General features: G+C 68.5%; 18 protein-coding genes. 10 read left to right on the forward strand and 8 right to left on the reverse strand.

Annotated elements, in window-relative coordinates:
- Positions 1-243: 243 nt before the first annotated feature.
- The 9 genes from sucC (at position 244) to PVT71_RS03115 (ending at position 10623) form a co-directional block, all read left to right on the forward strand.
- Positions 244-1437, forward strand: coding sequence for an ADP-forming succinate--CoA ligase subunit beta (sucC, locus tag PVT71_RS03075; protein ID WP_353473027.1), 1194 nt, complete (start codon positions 244-246; stop codon positions 1435-1437).
- A 79-nt stretch (positions 1438-1516) separates the two neighbouring features.
- Complete coding sequence (gene sucD / locus PVT71_RS03080) at positions 1517-2401, forward strand: succinate--CoA ligase subunit alpha (protein WP_353473028.1); 885 nt, start codon at positions 1517-1519, stop codon at positions 2399-2401.
- Between the two features lie 144 nt (positions 2402-2545).
- Complete coding sequence (locus tag PVT71_RS03085; RefSeq protein WP_353473029.1) at positions 2546-5515, forward strand: 2-oxoglutarate dehydrogenase E1 component; 2970 nt, start codon at positions 2546-2548, stop codon at positions 5513-5515.
- Positions 5516-5519: 4 nt separating this feature from the next.
- The gene (gene odhB / locus PVT71_RS03090; RefSeq protein WP_353473030.1) at positions 5520-7034 is read left to right on the forward strand and encodes a 2-oxoglutarate dehydrogenase complex dihydrolipoyllysine-residue succinyltransferase; all 1515 of its coding nucleotides are present in this window, start codon (positions 5520-5522) and stop codon (positions 7032-7034) included.
- A gap of 102 nt (positions 7035-7136) precedes the next feature.
- Complete coding sequence (locus PVT71_RS03095) at positions 7137-7370, forward strand: hypothetical protein (RefSeq protein WP_353473031.1); 234 nt, start codon at positions 7137-7139, stop codon at positions 7368-7370.
- Entirely contained in the window at positions 7367-7759 is a 393-nt protein-coding gene (locus tag PVT71_RS03100) for an MAPEG family protein (RefSeq protein ID WP_353473032.1), read from the forward strand. The genes PVT71_RS03095 and PVT71_RS03100 overlap by 4 nt, the downstream gene beginning before the upstream one ends.
- A gap of 155 nt (positions 7760-7914) precedes the next feature.
- A complete protein-coding gene (gene lpdA, locus PVT71_RS03105; RefSeq protein WP_353473033.1) occupies positions 7915-9309 on the forward strand; it encodes a dihydrolipoyl dehydrogenase in 1395 nt (464 codons plus the stop codon).
- Positions 9310-9456: 147 nt separating this feature from the next.
- Positions 9457-9942, forward strand: coding sequence for an SDR family oxidoreductase (locus PVT71_RS03110; RefSeq protein WP_353473034.1), 486 nt, complete (start codon positions 9457-9459; stop codon positions 9940-9942).
- A 60-nt stretch (positions 9943-10002) separates the two neighbouring features.
- Positions 10003-10623: a YdeI/OmpD-associated family protein gene (locus PVT71_RS03115; RefSeq protein WP_353473035.1), complete on the forward strand. Its 621-nt coding sequence runs from the start codon at positions 10003-10005 to the stop codon at positions 10621-10623.
- 77 nt (positions 10624-10700) lie between these two features.
- Here PVT71_RS03115 and PVT71_RS03120 read toward each other — a convergent pair whose 3' ends face one another.
- The 5 genes from PVT71_RS03120 to PVT71_RS03140 all read right to left on the reverse strand — a co-directional run bounded on the left by PVT71_RS03120 (position 10701) and on the right by PVT71_RS03140 (position 14563).
- Positions 10701-11561 carry an intradiol ring-cleavage dioxygenase gene (locus PVT71_RS03120; RefSeq protein WP_353473036.1) on the reverse strand — a complete coding sequence of 287 codons (861 nt, stop codon included), beginning with the start codon at positions 11559-11561 and terminating at the stop codon, positions 10701-10703.
- A 93-nt stretch (positions 11562-11654) separates the two neighbouring features.
- Positions 11655-12260, reverse strand: a complete 606-nt coding sequence (locus tag PVT71_RS03125; RefSeq protein WP_353473037.1) for a pyridoxamine 5'-phosphate oxidase family protein — start codon at positions 12258-12260, stop codon at positions 11655-11657.
- A complete protein-coding gene (locus tag PVT71_RS03130; protein WP_353473038.1) occupies positions 12247-12984 on the reverse strand; it encodes a 1-acyl-sn-glycerol-3-phosphate acyltransferase in 738 nt (245 codons plus the stop codon). Before PVT71_RS03130 ends, PVT71_RS03125 begins: the two co-directional genes overlap by 14 nt.
- On the reverse strand, positions 12984-13889 hold the full coding sequence (locus PVT71_RS03135; RefSeq protein ID WP_353473039.1) for a cell division protein FtsX: 906 nt from the start codon (positions 13887-13889) through the stop codon (positions 12984-12986). The genes PVT71_RS03130 and PVT71_RS03135 overlap by 1 nt, the downstream gene beginning before the upstream one ends.
- Positions 13886-14563: an ATP-binding cassette domain-containing protein gene (locus PVT71_RS03140; protein WP_353473040.1), complete on the reverse strand. Its 678-nt coding sequence runs from the start codon at positions 14561-14563 to the stop codon at positions 13886-13888. Before PVT71_RS03140 ends, PVT71_RS03135 begins: the two co-directional genes overlap by 4 nt.
- Positions 14564-14722: 159 nt before the next feature.
- Here PVT71_RS03140 and PVT71_RS03145 point away from each other — a divergent pair, with 159 nt between their 5' ends.
- Entirely contained in the window at positions 14723-15628 is a 906-nt protein-coding gene (locus PVT71_RS03145) for a zinc-ribbon domain-containing protein (protein WP_353473041.1), read from the forward strand.
- 96 nt (positions 15629-15724) lie between these two features.
- On the opposite strand, the gene PVT71_RS03150 is transcribed toward PVT71_RS03145, so the two are convergent.
- The 3 genes from PVT71_RS03150 to PVT71_RS03160 form a co-directional block, all read right to left on the reverse strand.
- Positions 15725-16990, reverse strand: coding sequence for an ABC transporter permease subunit (locus tag PVT71_RS03150; protein WP_353473042.1), 1266 nt, complete (start codon positions 16988-16990; stop codon positions 15725-15727).
- Positions 16987-17802, reverse strand: coding sequence for an ABC transporter ATP-binding protein (locus tag PVT71_RS03155; protein WP_353473043.1), 816 nt, complete (start codon positions 17800-17802; stop codon positions 16987-16989). Before PVT71_RS03155 ends, PVT71_RS03150 begins: the two co-directional genes overlap by 4 nt.
- 113 nt (positions 17803-17915) lie before the next feature.
- Positions 17916-18908, reverse strand: a complete 993-nt coding sequence (locus PVT71_RS03160) for an ABC transporter substrate-binding protein (RefSeq protein WP_353473044.1) — start codon at positions 18906-18908, stop codon at positions 17916-17918.
- Positions 18909-19052: the final 144 nt, after the last annotated feature.

Consider the following 19052-nt stretch of genomic DNA (forward strand, 5'->3'; position numbering starts at 1 on the left):
CGCGAAAGCGTGCCGGGGCCTTTGCATTTCTGCCTGCCGCTGCGGCAGCGCGCTGATTCTTGCGCCGTGAGACGCTAACGGAATCCTACCCGGCGCGGGTTTGTGATCACGCTTTTTGAACGCGTGATCACATCCTGAAAAAAATCTCGCAAATCTTCGCCGATAACCAAAAATCCCTTCGCACGCGGCGGACGAGGCGCGTATACCGGCCGCGAAATCGCAGCAAGACGGGAAGAGTCTTCCATGAACATCCATGAATATCAGGCGAAAGCGCTCCTGCGCGAATACGGCTGCCCGGTTTCGGACGGCCGCGTCGTGCTCAGCGCCAACGAAGCCAAGTCCGCTGCCGGCGAGCTCGACGGTCCGCTCTGGGTCGTCAAGGCACAGATCCACGCAGGTGGTCGCGGCAAGGGCAAGTTCAAGGAAGCCGAAGCTGGCGAGAAGGGCGGCGTCCGCCTTGCCAAGTCGGTGGAAGAGGCCGCTGAAGAAGCCAAGAAGATGCTCGGCAAGACCCTGGTGACCCACCAGACCGGCCCGGCCGGCAAGCAGGTCAACCGCATCTACATCGAGGATGGCTCGGACATCGAGCGCGAGCTCTATCTCGCCCTGCTCGTCGACCGCGTGACCTCGCGCGTGTCCTTCGTCTGCTCCACCGAGGGCGGCATGGACATCGAGGAAGTCGCAGCCTCGACCCCCGAGAAGATCCTGTCGTTCTCCGTCGACCCGGCCACCGGCTACCAGCCGTTCCACGGCCGCCGCGTCGCCTTCGCCCTCGGCCTCGACGGCGCTGCCATGAAGCAGTGCGTCAAGCTGATGGGCCAGCTCTACAAGGCCTTCATCGAGAAGGATATGGAGATGCTGGAGATCAACCCGCTGATCGTCATGCCCGGCGGCAACCTCAAGGTGCTCGACGCCAAGCTCGGCTTCGACGGCAACGCCATGTACCGCCAGCCCGACATCGCCAATCTGCGCGACGAGACCGAGGAAGACGCCAAGGAACTCGAAGCCTCCAAGTACGACCTCAACTACATCGCCCTCGATGGTGAGATCGGCTGCATGGTGAACGGCGCGGGCCTCGCCATGGCGACCATGGACATCATCAAGCTCTACGGCGCAGAGCCTGCCAACTTCCTCGACGTGGGTGGCGGCGCGACCAAGGAGAAGGTGACCGAGGCGTTCAAGATCATCACCTCCGATCCCAACGTCAAAGGCATCCTCGTCAACATCTTCGGCGGCATCATGCGCTGCGACGTGATCGCCGAGGGCGTGCTCGCCGCGGTGAAGGAAGTGGGCCTGAAGGTTCCGCTCGTCGTCCGCCTCGAAGGCACCAACGTGGAGCTCGGCAAGAAGATCATCAACGAGTCCGGTCTGGACGTGATCGCTGCCGACAACCTCTCCGACGGCGCCGAGAAGATCGTGAAAGCGGTCAAGGGCTGACGCATCTGGGGGCGCTGCGGCGCTCCCTCCCCGGAATTCAGGCTGCGCCCGTCGCAGCGACAATCAGGAGAACGCCAAGATGGCAGTCCTCGTCAACGAAAACACCAAAGTCATCTGCCAGGGCCTGACCGGCTCGCAGGGCACCTTCCACACCGAGCAGGCGATCGCCTACGGCACCAAGATGGTCGGCGGCGTGACCCCCGGCAAGGGCGGCCAGGAGCACCTCGGCCTGCCGGTGTTCAACTCGGTCCACGAAGCCAAGCACGTGACCGAAGCCAACGCCTCGGTGATCTACGTTCCGCCGCCCTTCGCCGCGGACTCGATCCTCGAAGCCATCGACGCCGAGATCGAGCTGATCATCTGCATCACCGAGGGCATCCCCGTCCTCGACATGATGAAGGTGAAGCGCGCGCTGGTGAACAGCAAGTCGCGCCTGATCGGCCCGAACTGCCCGGGTGTCATCACCCCCGGCGCCTGCAAGATCGGCATCATGCCCGGCCACATCCACAAGCGTGGCTCGGTCGGCGTCGTCTCGCGCTCCGGCACCCTGACCTATGAAGCCGTGAAGCAGACCACCGACATGGGCCTCGGCCAGTCGTCGGCCGTCGGCATCGGCGGCGACCCCATCAAGGGCACCGAGCACATCGACGTGCTGGACATGTTCCTCGACGATCCGGAAACCCAGTCGATCATCATGATCGGCGAGATCGGTGGCTCGGCGGAAGAAGAAGCCGCGGAGTTCCTCGCCGAGCAGAAGAAGAAGGGCCGCTGGAAGCCGACCGCCGGTTTCATCGCGGGCCGCACCGCTCCGGCCGGCCGCCGCATGGGCCACGCAGGCGCGATCGTCGCCGGTGGCAAGGGCGACGCCGAGTCGAAGATCGAGGCGATGAAATCCGCCGGTATCGTCGTGGCGGACAGCCCGGCGACGCTTGGTGAAGCTGTCATGAAAGCCATTAAGGGCTAAATAGCACAGCGCGGGGCGGCCTGCCCGCCCCGCACCCCCCGCGAGGGGATCCGGCTTGGATATGACCCGGAGCACCACGACGGGGGCCTTCCCGAAGGCCCCCTTCCTGCTGCTTCAAAGATCGGTCAGAAAGGAATGCGCACGATGACGGATCAAGGCTCGAATGACCAGTTCCACGCCCTCAGCTTCATGCAGGGCGCGAACGCGGAATATCTCGAACAGATGTACGCCCGCTATGCCAACGACCCCTCCGCGGTGGACGAGGCATGGAGCGATTTCTTCAAACAGCTCGGTGACGACGAGACCAGCGTGAAGGCCGAGGCCAAGGGCGCGTCCTGGGAACGCTCCGACTGGCCGCCGACCCCGAACGACGACCTGACCGCCGCGCTCACCGGCGAATGGCCGATGATGCCCGCCGCCGAGGCGAAGGGCGCTGGCAAGAAGATCGCCGAGAAGGCCGCCGAAAAGGGCGTCGCGGTGACCGACGACCAGATCAAGCGCGCCGTGCTCGACTCGATCCGCGCGCTGATGATCATCCGCGCGCACCGGATCCGCGGCCACCTCGCCGCCGATCTCGACCCGCTGGGCCTGCACGGCCGTGACGCGCACCCCGAGCTCGACCCCAAGGCCTACGGCTTCACCGAGGCCGACATGGACCGCCCGATCTTCATCGACAACGTGCTCGGCCTGCAGGTCGCGTCGCTGCGCGAGATCATGGGCGTGCTGAAGCGCACCTACTGCGGCACCTTCGCGCTGCAGTACATGCACATCTCGGACCCGGAACAATCTGCCTGGCTCAAGGAGCGCATCGAGGGCTACGGCAAGGAAGTCCGCTTCACCCGCGAGGGCCGCAAGGCGATCCTCAACAAGATGGTGGAAGCCGAGGGCTTCGAGAAGTTCCTGCACGTCAAGTACATGGGCACCAAGCGTTTCGGCCTCGACGGTGGTGAATCGCTGATCCCGGCGCTCGAGCAGATCATCAAGCGCGGCGGCAACCTCGGCATCAAGGAAATCGTCTTCGGCATGCCGCACCGCGGCCGCCTGTCGGTTCTCGCCAACGTGCTGCAGAAGCCCTACCGCGCGATCTTCAACGAATTCCAGGGCGGCTCGTTCAAGCCCGAGGACGTGGACGGCTCGGGCGACGTGAAATACCACCTCGGCGCCTCCTCGGACCGCGAGTTCGACGGCAACAAGGTTCACCTGTCGCTGACCGCCAACCCCTCGCACCTCGAGGCGGTGAACCCGGTCGTGCTGGGCAAGGTCCGCGCCAAGCAGGACCAGATCAACGACTCCGAGCGCCGCGCGGTCCTGCCCGTGCTGCTGCACGGTGACGCGGCCTTCGCCGGCCAGGGCGTCGTGGCCGAGTGCTTCGCGCTCTCCGGCCTGCGCGGCCACCGCACCGGCGGCACCATCCACGTCGTGGTGAACAACCAGATCGGCTTCACCACCGCGCCGCACTTCTCGCGCTCCTCGCCCTACCCCACCGACAACGCGCTGGTGGTCGAGGCGCCGATCTTCCACGTCAACGGTGACGATCCCGAGGCCGTGGTCCACGCCGCCAAGGTCGCGACCGAGTTCCGCCAGAAGTTCGGCAAGGACGTGGTCATCGACATCTTCTGCTACCGCCGGTTCGGTCACAACGAGGGCGACGAGCCCATGTTCACCAACCCGATCATGTACAAGAAGATCAAGCAGCAGAAGACCACGCTGACGCTCTACACCGATCGCCTCGTCAAGGACGGTCTCATCCCTGAGGGCGAGATCGAGGACATGAAGGCCGCCTTCCAGGCGCACCTGAATGAAGAGTTCGAGGCCGGCAAGACCTACAAGCCGAACAAGGCCGACTGGCTCGACGGCCGCTGGTCGCACCTCGACGCGCAGAAGGAAGGCAACTACCAGCGCGGCGAGACGGCGATCGCGCCCGAGACCATGGCCGATGTCGGCAAGGGCCTGACCACCGTTCCCGAGGGCTTCCCGCTGCACAAGACCGTGGGCCGCTTCCTCGAGGCGCGCGAGCAGATGTTCGAAACCGGCAAGGGCTTCGACTGGGCGACCGGCGAGGCACTGGCCTTCGGCTCGCTGCTGACCGAGGGCTACCCCGTCCGCCTCGCGGGCCAGGACTCGACCCGCGGCACCTTCTCGCAGCGCCACTCGGGCCTGATCAACCAGGACAACGAAGACCGCTACTACCCGCTCAACCACATCCGCGAGGGCCAGGCCCGCTACGAGGTCATCGACTCGGCCCTGTCCGAATACGCGGTCTCGGGCTTCGAATACGGCTACTCGCTGGCCGAGCCCAACTCGCTCGTCCTGTGGGAAGCGCAGTTCGGCGACTTCGCCAACGGCGCGCAGATCATGTTCGACCAGTTCATCTCGTCGGGCGAGTCGAAGTGGCTGCGCATGTCGGGCCTCGTCTGCCTGCTGCCGCACGGCTTCGAGGGCCAGGGCCCCGAGCACAGCTCGGCGCGCCTCGAGCGCTTCCTGCAGATGTGCGGCCAGGACAACTGGATCGTCGCGAACTGCTCGACCCCGGCGAACTACTTCCACATCCTGCGCCGCCAGCTGCACCGCAGCTACCGCAAGCCGCTGATCCTGATGACGCCGAAATCGCTTCTGCGTCACAAGCTGGCGGTCTCCGAGGCGAAGGACTTCATCACCGGCTCCTCGTTCCACCGCGTCCTCTGGGACAGCGCGGAATCGGGCGAGAGCGCAACCAAGCTGGTGTCGGACGACAAGATCAAGCGCGTCGTGATGTGCTCGGGCAAGGTCTACTACGACCTGCTCGAAGAGCGTGACGCCCGCGGCATCGACGACGTCTACCTGCTGCGGATCGAGCAGTTCTATCCCTTCCCGGCGATCTCGCTGGTCAAGGAGCTGGAACGCTTCAAGGGCGCCGAGATGGTCTGGTGCCAGGAAGAGCCCAAGAACCAGGGCGCCTGGACCTTCATCGAGCCCAACATCGAATGGGTGCTGGGGCGTATCGACGCCAAGCATCAGCGGCCGGTCTACGTCGGCCGTGCCACCTCGGCCTCGCCCGCCACGGGCCTGGCCAGCCAGCACAAGGCACAGCAAGAGGCGCTTGTGAACGAAGCGCTGACCATCGAAGGGAAATGAAGCGATGACGACCGAAGTGCGCGTCCCCACGCTGGGCGAATCCGTGACCGAAGCCACGGTTGCCACCTGGTTCAAGAAACCCGGTGACTCCGTCGCCGTGGACGAGATGCTCTGCGAGCTCGAGACCGACAAGGTGACGGTCGAGGTCCCCTCCCCCGTCGCGGGCGTCCTCGCGGACATCGTGGCCAAGGAAGGCGACACCGTGGGCGTCGATGCCCTGCTCGCCAACGTCGCCCCCGCGGGCGAGGCCGGCGCCGAGCAGGTCGAGGAACGTCCCTCGGCCAAGGCCGCCGCTGCCGCGCCCGCCGCGGGCGGCGAAGAGGTCAAGGTGATGGTCCCGACGCTGGGCGAGTCCGTCTCCGAGGCCACCGTCGCCACCTGGTTCAAGAAGGTCGGTGACACCGTCCAGCAGGACGAGATGCTCTGCGAGCTCGAGACCGACAAGGTCTCGGTCGAGGTTCCCGCGCCGGCATCCGGCACGCTGACCGCGATCCTCGCGAACGAGGGCGACACCGTCCAGGCCGGCGGCCAGCTCGCCGTGCTCGGCGGCGCAGGTGCGGTTGCCGCGGCTTCGGCCGCCGCCCCCGCGGCAGCTCCGGCGGCAGCCCCCGCCGCGGGTGGCAAGGATGTCGAGGACGCCCCGGCCGCCAAGAAGGCGATGGCCGAGGCAGGTCTCGGCCGTGACCAGGTTCAGGGCTCGGGCAAGGATGGCCGCATCATGAAGCACGACGTTTCCGCGGCCCTCGCCGCCGCCAAGTCGGCCCCGGCAGCCGCGGCACCCGCCGCCGCGCCGCGCGCCCCGGTGGCTGCCGAGGATGCGGCCCGCGAAGAGCGCGTCAAGATGACCCGCCTGCGCCAGACCATCGCCAAGCGCCTCAAGGACGCGCAGAACACCGCGGCCATGCTGACCACCTACAACGAGGTGGACATGACCGAGGTGATGGCGCTGCGGAACCAGTACAAGGACCTCTTCGAGAAGAAGCACGGCGTGCGCCTCGGCTTCATGTCCTTCTTCACCAAGGCCTGCGTGCACGCGCTGAAGGAAGTCCCCGAGGTGAATGCCGAGATCGACGGCACCGACGTGGTCTACAAGAACTTCGTGCACATGGGCATCGCCGCGGGCACGCCGCAGGGCCTCGTGGTTCCGGTGCTGCGCGACGTCGACCAGAAGTCCTTCGCCGAGATCGAGAAAGAGATCAACGAGAAGGGCAAGCGCGCCCGTGACGGCAAGCTCTCGATGGCCGAGATGCAGGGCGGCACCTTCACCATCTCCAACGGTGGTGTCTACGGCTCGCTGATGTCCTCGCCGATCCTGAACCCCCCGCAGTCGGGCATCCTCGGCATGCACAAGATCCAGGACCGCCCGATGGCGATCAACGGCAAGGTGGAAATCCGCCCGATGATGTACCTGGCGCTCAGCTACGACCACCGCATCGTCGACGGCAAGGGCGCCGTGACCTTCCTGGTCCGCGTCAAGGAAGCCCTCGAGGATCCGCGCCGCCTGCTGATGGATCTCTGATCCCGCGCGCCGGGGCCCCGTGCCCCGCATGACAGACCTGCCCCGCCCGGATGTTCGGGCGGGGCGCCCCAGGGCCCCGCGACACCCCGAAGGGAGGGCAAGATGAGCCACCAGCTTCTGCTCCGTTTCGACAGTTTCGATCGCAGCCGCTTCGACGCCGAGGCGGAAACCCGCGCCAACGCCGGGCTCACCCTGCTTCAGCTTTGGCTCGAGGGCAGCACCGCCCATTGGGCGCTCTTCTCCGTCAATGACGTCGAGAAGGCGCAGGCCTGGCTCGCCCAGGAAACCTCCCTCGGCCACGGCCCCTCCGCGTCCCACATGCTGAGCACCGCATGACGCCGGAACTTCTTGCACTGACCCTCGCAAGCCTGCTGCAGGTCGCCCAGATGGCGCTCTACTCGGTGCTGGCCCAGGCCCAGGTCGGGCCGCGCTACGCCGCCTCGGCGCGCGACGAGCCGCGCGTGCTCACCGGCTGCGCCGGGCGCGCCCAGCGGGCGATGAACAACCATTTCGAGGGGCTGCTGCTCTTCGCCATCGCCGTGGCGGTGCTCACCTACACCGACAAGGCCGGCAGCTTCACCGCGCAGCTCGCGCTGCTCTACCTCGCGGCGCGGATCGCCTATGTCCCGGCCTATCTCTTCGGCTGGGCGCCCTGGCGCTCGCTGATCTGGTTCGTCGGCTTTGTCGCGACGACCCTGATGCTGCTGCTGGCGCTGCTCCCATGAGCCCGCGTCCGGCCGGACATATCCCCGGGGAGCCCGGCGGCAGGGGGGACCAGCGCCCCCCGCGCGCCACTTCCCGCCCCGCCTTCCCATGTGCACGGGATGTGCATGCCCGGTGCATGCCCCGTGCCTTCCGAAATACCCGATAGGAGACCCCAATGGCACAATACGACGTCATCGTGATCGGCGCCGGACCCGGCGGCTATGTCGCCGCCATCCGCTGCGCCCAGCTCGGCCTCAAGACCGCCTGCGTCGAGGGCCGCGAAACCCTCGGCGGCACCTGCCTCAACGTCGGCTGCATCCCCTCGAAGGCCCTGCTGCACGCATCGCACCAGCTGCACGAGGCAGAGCACAACTTCGCCAAGATGGGCCTCAAGGGCGCCGCGCCCAAGGTCGACTGGAAGCAGATGCTCGCCTACAAGGACGACGTGATCGGCCAGAACACCAAGGGCATCGAATTCCTGTTCAAGAAGAACAAGATCGACTGGCTCAAGGGCTGGGGCTCGATCCCCGAGGCCGGCAAGGTCAAGGTCGGTGACGAGGTCCACGAGACCAAAAACATCATCATCGCCACCGGCTCCGTGCCCGCCTCCGTACCGGGCGCCGAGGTCGCGGTCGACGAGAAGATCGTCGTGACCTCCACCGGCGCGCTGGAACTCGGCAAGATCCCCAAGAAGATGGTCGTCATCGGCGCCGGCGTGATCGGCCTCGAGATGGGCTCGGTCTACTCGCGCCTCGGCACCGAGGTCGAGGTGATCGAATTCCTCGACGCCATCACCCCCGGCATGGACGCCGAGGTGCAGAAGACCTTCCAGAAGATGCTCACCAAGCAGGGCCTCAAGTTCACCATGGGCGCGGCCGTGTCGAAGGTCGAGACCAAGGGCGGCAAGGCCACGGTGACCTACAAGCTGCGCAAGGACGAGTCCGAGCACAGCACCGAGGCGGACGTGGTGCTCTGCGCCACCGGCCGCGCGCCCTACACCGACGGTCTCGGCCTCGAGGCGCTCGGCGTGACGCTGACCAAGCGCGGCCAGATCGAGACCGACGGCCACTGGCAGACCGCCGTGAAGGGCATCTACGCCATCGGCGACGCCATCGAGGGCCCGATGCTGGCCCACAAGGCCGAGGACGAGGGCATGGCCTGCGCCGAGGTCATCGCCGGCAAGGCCGGCCACGTGAACTACGACGTGATCCCGGGCGTGATCTACACCCACCCCGAGGTCGCCTCGGTCGGCAAGACCGAAGAGCAGCTCAAGGCCGAGGGCCGCGCCTACAAGGTCGGCAAGTTCTCCTTCATGGGCAACGGCCGCGCCAAGGCCGTCTTCGCCGGTGACGGCTTCGTCAAGCTGATCGTCGACAAGGAAACCGACCGCGTTCTGGGTTGCCACATCATCGGCCCGTCGGCCGGCGATCTCATCCACGAGATCTGCGTGGCGATGGAATTCGGCGCCTCGGCCGAGGACGTCGCGCTGACCTGCCACGCCCACCCGACCTTCTCGGAAGCGGTGCGCGAGGCGGCCCTCGCCTGCGGCGACGGCGCGATCCACGCCTGATCCTTTCCGGATCGCGACACAGGGACCCCCGGAGCACCGCTCCGGGGGTCTTTTCTTTGGTCCGCGCCGCAATGCGCAGGAAGCGGATCGCCCCGCGGCGCCCCCTCCCCCGACACTGCTCCCGCAAACCAGCGAAAGGGCGGAGCCATGCTGACGGGACAGACGATCATCGTGACGGGCGCAAGCAGCGGCATCGGCGAGGCCGCCGCCCGGCTGCTGGGACGTGAAGGCGCAAACGTCGTGCTCGGCGCCCGGCGCGGGGCCCGGCTCGAGGCGCTGGCGCAGGAGATCCGCGCGGCGGGCGGCGCGGCGGAATACCTCGCCGGGGAGGTCGCCGATCCCGCCTATGCTGCCGCCAAGGCCGGGCTCATCGGGTTCACGCAGGTGCTTGCCGCCGAGCACGGGCCCGAGAACATCCGCGTCAACGCGCTGCTTCCCGGCGGCACGATGACCGAAATGGCGGGCAGCGATCCCGGCTTCCACGAGATCGTCCGCAACATGCACGCGCTGAAACGCATCGCCGCCCCCGAGGAAATCGCCCGCGCCGCGCTGTTCCTCCTGTCGGACCAGTCCTCCTTCGTCACCGGCAGCGCCATGCTCGCGGACGGCGGCAACTCGATCCTCAAGATGTGAGGCCCGAGAGCCCCTTCGCGAAACCTCGCCGCTGGTCTAAGGTCTGATGACGGAGGGACCATGATCACCGACAGCAACGAGTATTTCGCCAGGGGCTGCGGCCGCTGCGCCCGCTTCGACACCGCCGATTGCGCCACCCGGCTCTGGGCCGAAGGGCTCGCCGCGCTGCGCGAGATCTGCCTTGCTTCGGGTCTTCGGGAAACCGCGAAATGGGGCCATCCGGTCTACGTAGAGGGCGAGCGCAACGTCGCCCTGATCGGCGCCTTCCGCAGCGAGTTCACGCTGGGCTTCTTCAACCCCGCGCTGATGACCGACCCCGAGGGCGTGCTCGAGCGGCAGGGGCCCAACACCCGCCACCCGAACGTGCTCCGCTTCACCTCGGCCGCGCAGGTCGCGCGGATGCGCCCCACGCTCGAGGCCTACCTTGCCGAAGCGAAGGGCTATGCCGCGCAGGGCATCCGCCCGCCGAAGGACGAGACCGAGCTCGAGCTGCCCGAGGAGCTCGTCTCCGCGCTCGACGCCGACCCGGAGCTGGCCGAGGCCTTCGCCGCGCTGACGCCGGGGCGGCAGAAGAGCCACGTCCTCCAGATCGACGGCGCCAAGAAGCCCGAGACCCGCCTCGCGCGGATCGAGAAGTTGCGGCCGAAGATCCTCGCCGGCAAGGGCGCGCTGGATCGCTGAACGGGAAAGGGCGGCCCCAAAGAGGCCGCTCGCAAGAGCCTTCGAAGGCTCTTGCAAATCTCTTCGAAGAGATTTGCCTACTCGCTTGCCGTCCGCCCCGGGATGAACACCTCGGCGCTGCCGCCCTGATCCGGGCCGCCCACGCCGCCCGGGGGCGGACCGTCCGGACGCTCTCCGCCCGGCGGCGGACCGCCCGCCCCCATGCCGCCCTCGGCCGAGGTCGCCGAGGGGTCGATCCCCACCACCAGCGCCGCGTCGTAGAAATCGTACTGCTCGCGGATCGCGGCATAGGCGCCCTCGCCCGCCTGCTTGGCGATGCCGTCGTTCCCGTTCATCGTGTCGCGCTCGGCGCTGCGGTCGTTGTAGGGCGGCACCGACTGGAAGAGGTACTGGCTCAGCGCGTCGGGGAAGAAGATCTGGCTGGTCAGCACGGTGCGCTCGTCGAGGAAGACCTTGTAATGCACGTGCGTGGTGCGGCCGCGGTACCAGCCGGGGTAGATGCTGCGGAACTCCGCCACCCCGTCCGCGCCGGTCATCTGCGTGCCGCGCAGGAAGGTCTCGCCCTCGGTGTCGTTGGTGCCGTCGCTGCCCTGGCTGGCGTAGCCCGAGTAGTTGCCCGCCGCGTCGCAGTGCCAGACATCGACCCGCGCGCCCTCGACCGGGGCGCACTCGGCCGTCACCACCTGCAGCCGCAGCCGCATCGGCACCCCCTCGCGGCCCTCGGTGATGTCGGACCGCAGCAGCGCCTCGTCGAGGTAATAGGGCCCCTCAGTCACCTCCGGCATGACCATGCAGACATTGGCCGAGATGAGCCCCGCCGCCTGCGCCTGCGCGCGGGCCGAGCTGGTGAAGGAGCCGATCCCGGCGACCGCGATCGGCGAGACCGCGAGCCCGCTCAGCAGGGCGCGGCGACTGGGGCGCTTGATGAAATCCGACATGCCCGAAATCCTTTGCGTCTTGTCCGTATTGGACGTCTCACGCGCGGGCGACGGGATTCCGTCGGGCAGGCGGCTCACGAAACCGTCAGCGGCTCACCACATGCTCTGCGCGGCGCGCGCGGGCCAGAGCCGGTCGTATTCCTCGCCGTCGGTGGCCCCCTGCGTGGCCTCGGCCAAGAGCGCGCCGATGCTGGGCAGGCCGCCGCTCTCGTCGCCCGCGCGCCACGTCCCGGCCCGCATCAGGGCCCGGGCGCACTGGCTGTAGATCTCGGCGATCTCGAGGATCAGCACCGTGGCGGGTTGCCTGCCGTGCTTCTCGAACCGCGCCCGCAGCTCCGCGTCGTCGGTGAGCCAGCCGGTGCCGTTCACCCGCACCACGTTGTTGCTGCCGGGCACGAAGAACATCAGCGACACGCGCCCGTCCTCGACCACGTTACGCAGCGAGTCGAGCCGGTTGTTGCCGCGCCAGTCGGGCATGGCGAGCGTGCCCGGGTCGAGCTCCAGCACCACCGGGCCATCGTCGCCGCGCGGCGAGGCATCGGTGCCCGCCGGACCGACCGTGCTCAGCACGCAGAGCCTCGAGGCCTCGATCCACTGGCGGTAGAGCGGTGTCATCCGCCGCACCACCTTGTCGATCGACGCCCCCGCCGCCGTGCCGTAGAGCGCCTCGAGCGCCTCGGTGGTCTCAATCCTGCGCATGGAACCCCGCCTCCGCCATCAGGCGGTTCGAGGCCGCCTCCACGTCCCGTTCGATCTTGGCAAGGAAGGCCTTGCTCGGCATGCCGGGCTCGATCACCGGCAGGAACTCGATCACCGCCGTTCCCGGCTTGCGGTAGATGCCGCGCTTGGGCCAGAAGATGCCGACATTGGTCGCCACCGGCACGCAGGCCTCGCCGCTCTGGCCGTAGAGGATCGCGGTGCCGACCTTGTAGGGCACCTTCTCGCCCGGCGGCACGCGGGTGCCCTGCGGGTAGATGATCAGCTGGCCGGGATGCTCCTCGGCGCTCTTCTTCACGTCGGCCACCATCTTCGAGATCGCCGCGCCGCGCTTGCCGCGGTCCACCGGCACGCAGCCGATGCGGGTGGCGTACTGCCCGAGGACCGGGGTGAAGAGCAGCTCGCGCTTCATCACGAACTTGCCCGCCGGCACCGCCCCGAAGAGCAGGATGATGTCGAAGAAGCTCTGGTGCTTGGCGGCGATGAGGATCTCGCCCTCGGGGACCTTGCCGCGGATCTCGCTCTTCAGCCCCACCATCCACGCGGCCGTCCAGCGCACCCAGAGGCACCAGGCCCGGCAGGCCGCGCGCGCGCCACGGTCGGAGAACAGCGCCCAGGGGAAGAACGAGAGCCCGACCACCGCCATCGCCAGGTAGACCTGGCCGACGAAGAACAGCGATCGGATCCATTGCAGCGCGTGGCGCATCAGCTCAAGTCTCCAAGTACCCGGCGCGCGGCGATCGCCGTTGCGGCAAAGGCCACCGCCGCGGTCAGCAGCGGCACCAGCAGCGGGAAGATCCAGTGCCAGCCGACGAAGGAGAGGCCGGTCAGGAAGCCCGCGGTCTCGTCCGCCGAGGGCATCAGCAGCAGCGCGCCCGAGGCCACCGCCGCGCCGAGCGCCGCGCCGCCGAGGGCACGCAGGGTGAAGCGGCGCACGAAGGCGCGCGCGATGAACCCGTCGGTGGCGCCGACGAGCCGCAGCACGGCGATGACCTGCGCATTGGCCGCGAGCGCCGCGTTGGCCGCCAGCGTGACCATCGCCGCCACCGCGCCCGCGATGAGCAGGATCGACACCGCCCCCAGCAGCCGCAGCTTCGAGGCCGCCGCCACCAGCGGCCGCCGCCAGCGCGTGTGATCGTCAAGCACCCCGCCCGGCACCTCGGCCTGCAGCCGCAGCCGCAGCCCCGCACCGTCAAAGCCCGCGCCCTCCTCGATGATCTCGATGAGCTGCGGCACCGGCAGGTCGGCCAGCGGCAGGTCCGGGCCGAACCAGGGCTCGAGCAGCGCCTGCTGCTCCTCGGCGCTCAGCGCCCGCGCCGAGGCCACGCCCGGCGTCTGCTCGAGCAGGCGCAGCGCCGCCGCGGTCTGCTCGGCCTGCTGCCCGGCGGGGGCCGAGATGCGCAGCGTCGAGGCGCGGGCCAGCTCCTCGCCCCAGCTCGTGGCAAGCCGTCCCGCGGCCAGCGACAGCGCCAGGGCGAAGACCGCGAGGAAGGCCATGGCCCCGGCGGCAAACAGCGTCAGGCTGGCGGTGAAGCCGGTCGGCGGAACAACCCGGTCGGCGCCGGTGTCGGAACGGGTGAAGGCGCCGAGGGAGTCGCGGATCAGTCTCACAGGTCCGCCCCCGCCGACTGCAGCCTGCGGTTGGAAATCCGCAGCACCCGCGCCTGCACCTGCGTCTTGGCCGACCGGATGAGGCCGAGGTCATGCGTCGCGATGAGGATGGTCTTGCCCATCCGGTTGAGCTCGACCAGCAGGCGCAGCAGCCGCTGCGACATCTCCCAGTCGACGTTGCCGGTGGGCTCGTCGGCAAGGATCACCTCGGGCGACATCATCACCGCGCGGGCCAGCGCCGCGCGCTGGCGCTCGCCGCCCGACAGCTCCGGCGGCAGCGCGTCGGCACGGCTCTTGAGCCCGACCCAGGTCATCAGCTCGATGAGGTTCTGCTCGAGCTCCTGCCCGCCCTCGCCCGCCACGGTCAGCGGCAGGGCGACGTTCTCGGCGACCGAGAGGTGGTCGAGGAACTGGCAATCCTGGTGCACCACGCCGATGCGACGGCGGCTGAGCGCGATGGCGTCGCGGTCCATGCGCCGCACGTCCTCGCCGAAGAGCCGCGCGTGGCCCGCGGTCGGCACCAGCGCGCCGTAGCAGAGCTTCAGCAGCGTGGTCTTGCCCGAGCCCGAGGGGCCGGTCAGGAAATGGAAGGACCCGGGCGCAAGCCGCAGCGTGAGCCCGCTCAGCAGCTCCCCGCCGCCGTAGCTGTAGGCCACATTATCCAGTTCGATCACGCCCGCGCGCCCCCGGTAGAAAAGATGTCCTGTTGTGCCCGAGCCGCGACGCAGTTGCAATCCGCCGCCCGGCCCGAAAATTGGCTTTCCCGCTCACCTGTGGCAACCTATTGTCGGCAAAGGGATGATGGCCAGAACAGATGGAAAGCTAAGGACAATATGCGGCTGATATGCCCCAATTGCGGCGCGCAGTACGAGGTGCCGGTCGACGCGATCCCCACGGGCGGGCGCGACGTGCAATGCTCGAGCTGCGGCCACACCTGGTTCCAGCTGGCCGCCCTGGATCGCCCCGTCCCGCAGGAGGACGCCGAGGCTGCCGCAGAGACCGCACCCGAGGACATGCGCGCGCCCGACGACCTCTGGGAAGAGATGGACGAGGGCGCCGAGCCCGCGCCGCTGCACGCCGCCCCCGAACCCGAGCCTGAACCCGAAAGCTGGCCCGAGGAACCCGCCGCCACGCCGGTGCCGCGCCGCCCGGTGCGCGCCCGCGGGCTCGACCCCTCGGTCGCCGAGGTGCTGCGCCAGGAGGCCGAGCGCGAGGCGCGCCGACGCCACGATCCCGAGCCGCTGGAAAGCCAGCCCGAGCTTGGACTGGCCGAACCTTCCGCCGAGGATGCCGCCCACCGCGCCCGCGTCGCGCGCGACCACATGGCGCGCATCCGCGGCGACGCCCCGCTCTCCGATGCGCCCGAGGCCCGGCATGCGCCCGACGACTTCGGCGCGCCCGAGCCGGAACACCCGGCGATCCCGGTCTCGCGGCGCGACCTGCTGCCCGACATCGAGGAGATCAACCAGTCCCTGCGCGTCGCCCCGCCGCCGCGGCGGATGGAGACGCCGCAGGGCCGCGCGCTCGACGCCGAGGAAGAGGAGCAGCAGGGCAGCAACTTCGCCCGCGGCTTCGGCATGATGCTGATCCTCGCGGTGCTGGCGGTGCTGCTCTATGCCCTCGCCCCGGCGATCACCGCCGCGGTCCCGGCCATGGCGCCGCTGCTCGACCCCTACGTGGCGGTGGTGGACGGCATGCGGCTCTGGCTCGACGGCCAGCTCGCCGCGCTGCTGGGCTGACCGGAGCCCGCTTCCGGCGCATCACATCAGGACATGAAGGAGGGGGCCGCCGGCCCCCTCTGCTGTTCCGGCCCCGATTTTCCGGCCCTGCCCCTCTCAGCCGCGCCCCTTCCAGGGCACCAGCTTGCGCTCGGCGAGGCGCATCAGCATGTCGATGCCGAAGCCGATCACCCCGATGAGGATGATCCCCATGATCACGATGTCGGTCAGCTGGAACTTCGAGGCGACCATGATCATCATGCCGGCGCCCTTCTCGGCCGCCACCAGCTCGGCGGCCACGACGGTGCCCCAGCAGACCCCCATCGCCACCCGCGCGCCGGTGAAGATGTCGGGCAGCGAGTTCGGGATGATCACGTGGCGCAGGATCTGCACCTTCGACGCCCCGAGCGAATAGGCCGCGTGGACCTTCGAGATCTTCACCCCCGAGACCCCCGAGCGCGCCGCGATGGCCATGATCCAGAGCGCCGCGAGGAAGAGCAGGATGATCTTGCCCGTTTCGCCGATGCCCGCCCAGATGATCACCAGCGGAATGAGCGCCAGCGGCGGCACCGGGCGCATGAACTCGACGATCGGGTCGAACCAGCCGCGGAACCAGTCGGAAAGCCCCATGGCGTAGCCAAGCGGAATGCCGATCAGCGCGCCGAAGAAGAAGCCCGCGATCACCCGGAAGAGCGACCAGCCGAGATGTTCCCAGAGCGTGCTGTCGCGGTAGCCGTCGCGGGCAATCTCGACCAGCCGCGCCACCACCGCCTCGGGCGCGGGCAGCCAGATCGGCTCCATCTGCCAGCCCTTGGCGGGCTCGAAGTTGAGCGTGCCCTTGGGCGACATGCCGACACGGCCATAGTCGGTTTCCACCGAGCTGCCCGGCGCGATCGGCTGACCGTTGACCGCAACGATGGTGTGACCCTGATCGCGGCCATATTCGTCGTTCTCGTCCACCCGCAGCAGCCCCGAGCGCCACGCGCCGACGCTGGCGGCGTCGTTCTTCGCCCAGCCCTCGCCGGGCGCGACCTCGGGATCGGCGCTTTCCGCCCCGACCGGGAAGACCCGCACGGTCACCGTGGCCTCGTCGGGCGCGACGCCCTCGGCCTCGGCGGTGTAGGTGAAGCTGGCATCGCCCACGAAGGGCCCCGGCGCGTGCAGGAAGGACGGCACCCAGTGCGAGCCGGTGAAGGCGCCCCAGAGCAGAAATATCGTCAGGATCGAGATCACGCTGGCGATCCGGCTCGGGCGTACCGCGCTCTCGTCGCCGAAGGTCACCGTCTTGCGCGCGACGAAGTCGTTGAGCGCGCGGTGCACCAGCAGCCGCACCAGCACCCAGCTCACCACGAAGATGGCGATGTAGAGGGCAAAGACGATCATGATGCGGCCCCCGCGATCTCGCTGCGGCCCATGATCTCTTCCTCCATGTCCCAGATCATCCCGAGGATCTCCTCGCGCGTCGAGGCGAAGTCGGGGTGCTTCTTGACCGCGCGCAGGTCCTGCCCGGCGCCGAGGTCGGCAAAGGGCAAACGGTACTCGCGGTGGATGCGGCCCGGGCGCGGCGCCATGACCAGCAGCCGCTCGCCCAGGAGCAGCGCTTCCTCGACCGAGTGGGTGATCAGGATGATGGTCTTGCCGGTCTCCTTCCAGAGCTTCAGCACGAGGCTCTGCATCTTCTCGCGCGTGAGCGCGTCGAGCGCCCCCAGCGGCTCGTCCATGAGGATCACGTCGGGATCGTTGGCAAGGCAGCGGGCCAGCGCCACGCGCTGCTGCATGCCGCCCGAAAGCTCGTAGACCGCCTTTTCCTTGAAGTCGCGCAGCCCCACCACCTCGAGCAGGTGATCGACGGTCGGCCCGTAGTCGCGCGCGCGCCGCCCGGCCATGCGCGGGCCGAAGCTGACGTTGTCGCGCACGTTCATCCATTCGAAGAGCGCGCCCTGCTGGAACACCATGCCCCGCTCGGCGGCCGGGCCGCGCACCTCGTGGCCACCCAGGATGATCTTGCCCTCGGTGGGCGCGAGGAAGCCCGCGACGATGTTGAGCAAGGTCGTCTTGCCGCAGCCCGAAGGGCCCAGCACCGACAACAGCTCGCCCTGCGCGAGGTCCAGCGAGACGTCCTTCAGCGCCTGCACCGAGCTGCCGTTCGGCAGATCGAAGCGCATGGAGAGGTTCTGGATCGATAGTCCGCTCATGTTCCGCCTTTCGCGGCCCTGCACCGCGGTCCCGGGGGTATGCCCCCCTGTGTCGTTCTGATGCGAAGACCCCGGCGGCAGCCCCCCGCCGCCGGGATCCGAAGCGCCGGAGCTTACATCGAGCCCGCCGCGGCGAGCGGCCCGGTGTTCACGTGGTCGGCGTAGCTGTCGAGCGCCGCGTCGATCGAGCCCGCCGCGACAAAGACATCCGCCACGCCCTTCATGAAGTCGCCCGCGCCGCCGCCGAGCCACTTGCCCGAGAGCTGCTCTTCCGCCGTCGGGAAGACGAAGGTCGCCATGGTCTCGGCGGTCGCCGCCTCGTCCATGCCCGCGTCCTTGGCGATCACCGGCAGCATCTTGGCCTGGTTCGCCTCGTCGGCCCACATAGCGTTGGCATCGGCGGTCACCTTCAGGAAGGCGGCGACGAGGTCCGAGTGCTCGGCCACCCAGGAGGCCGGGCCGGAGGTCACGTCGAAGACGAGGATGCCCAGCTCTTCCTTCTCGGCGCCGGTCAGCAGCACGTTGCCGTGCTCCTTCATCCGGCGCAGCGAGCCGCCCCAGCCGCAGGCCATGTCGACCGCGCCCTGCGCGATGGCGGCAGCACCGTCCGGCGGGGCCATGTCGACGATCTCGAGGCTGGCGAGGTCGACGCCGAAGTGGTCCATCTGCTTGAGGAACCCGTAATGCGCCGCGGTGCCGAGCGGCACGGCGACCTTCTTGCCCGCCAGTTCCGAGGCACTGTCCTTGTCGATCTCGAGCTCGGAGCGCACGACGCAGTTGTCGTTGTCGGCGTAGCTCACCGCCACGTCGAGCGCCTGCAGGTCCTGCCCGGCCGAGGTCGCGACCACGAAGGGCGGCACGCCCTGGCTCACCGACAGCTGCACGTCGCCCGAGGCCATCGCCGCCGACATTGCCGTGCCGGTGTCGAAGCTCACCCAGTTGATCTCGGTGCCCATGACCTCTTCGTACATGCCGGTCGCCTTGGCGTATTCGAAGGGCATGGGCCACTCGAGGAAATAGCCCACGGTGACCGTCTCGGCGCTCGCCATCCCGGCCAGAAGCGCCGCGGCGCCCGCCGCACCCATCAGGGTCTTCTTGATCGTCATCTTGTCACTCCCGTTTCGCCGCCCCGTCCTGTGTCGCGGGGCTTGTGCATGGCCGGCACTTTGGCGTGCCTGGCTCAGCCTAGATCGGACTTGAAAAGACACGCCCGATCAATGGGCAATGCCCGCAGAAACGGCAGTTACCCG

This window comes from Salipiger sp. H15 (assembly GCF_040409955.1).
Lineage (GTDB): Bacteria > Pseudomonadota > Alphaproteobacteria > Rhodobacterales > Rhodobacteraceae > Salipiger.

Coding starts and splice junctions, on each gene's coding strand:
- PVT71_RS03130 (WP_353473038.1), bottom strand. CDS start 12,984: ATGCGCCACGCGCTGCAATGGATCCGATCGCTGTTCTTCGTCGGCCAG.
- PVT71_RS03145 (WP_353473041.1), top strand. CDS start 14,723: ATGCGGCTGATATGCCCCAATTGCGGCGCGCAGTACGAGGTGCCGGTC.
- PVT71_RS03115 (WP_353473035.1), top strand. CDS start 10,003: ATGATCACCGACAGCAACGAGTATTTCGCCAGGGGCTGCGGCCGCTGC.
- PVT71_RS03155 (WP_353473043.1), bottom strand. CDS start 17,802: ATGAGCGGACTATCGATCCAGAACCTCTCCATGCGCTTCGATCTGCCG.
- odhB (WP_353473030.1), top strand. CDS start 5,520: ATGACGACCGAAGTGCGCGTCCCCACGCTGGGCGAATCCGTGACCGAA.
- PVT71_RS03095 (WP_353473031.1), top strand. CDS start 7,137: ATGAGCCACCAGCTTCTGCTCCGTTTCGACAGTTTCGATCGCAGCCGC.
- PVT71_RS03110 (WP_353473034.1), top strand. CDS start 9,457: ATGCTGACGGGACAGACGATCATCGTGACGGGCGCAAGCAGCGGCATC.
- lpdA (WP_353473033.1), top strand. CDS start 7,915: ATGGCACAATACGACGTCATCGTGATCGGCGCCGGACCCGGCGGCTAT.
- PVT71_RS03160 (WP_353473044.1), bottom strand. CDS start 18,908: ATGACGATCAAGAAGACCCTGATGGGTGCGGCGGGCGCCGCGGCGCTT.
- sucC (WP_353473027.1), top strand. CDS start 244: ATGAACATCCATGAATATCAGGCGAAAGCGCTCCTGCGCGAATACGGC.
- PVT71_RS03125 (WP_353473037.1), bottom strand. CDS start 12,260: ATGCGCAGGATTGAGACCACCGAGGCGCTCGAGGCGCTCTACGGCACG.
- PVT71_RS03100 (WP_353473032.1), top strand. CDS start 7,367: ATGACGCCGGAACTTCTTGCACTGACCCTCGCAAGCCTGCTGCAGGTC.
- PVT71_RS03120 (WP_353473036.1), bottom strand. CDS start 11,561: ATGTCGGATTTCATCAAGCGCCCCAGTCGCCGCGCCCTGCTGAGCGGG.
- sucD (WP_353473028.1), top strand. CDS start 1,517: ATGGCAGTCCTCGTCAACGAAAACACCAAAGTCATCTGCCAGGGCCTG.
- PVT71_RS03085 (WP_353473029.1), top strand. CDS start 2,546: ATGACGGATCAAGGCTCGAATGACCAGTTCCACGCCCTCAGCTTCATG.
- PVT71_RS03150 (WP_353473042.1), bottom strand. CDS start 16,990: ATGATCGTCTTTGCCCTCTACATCGCCATCTTCGTGGTGAGCTGGGTG.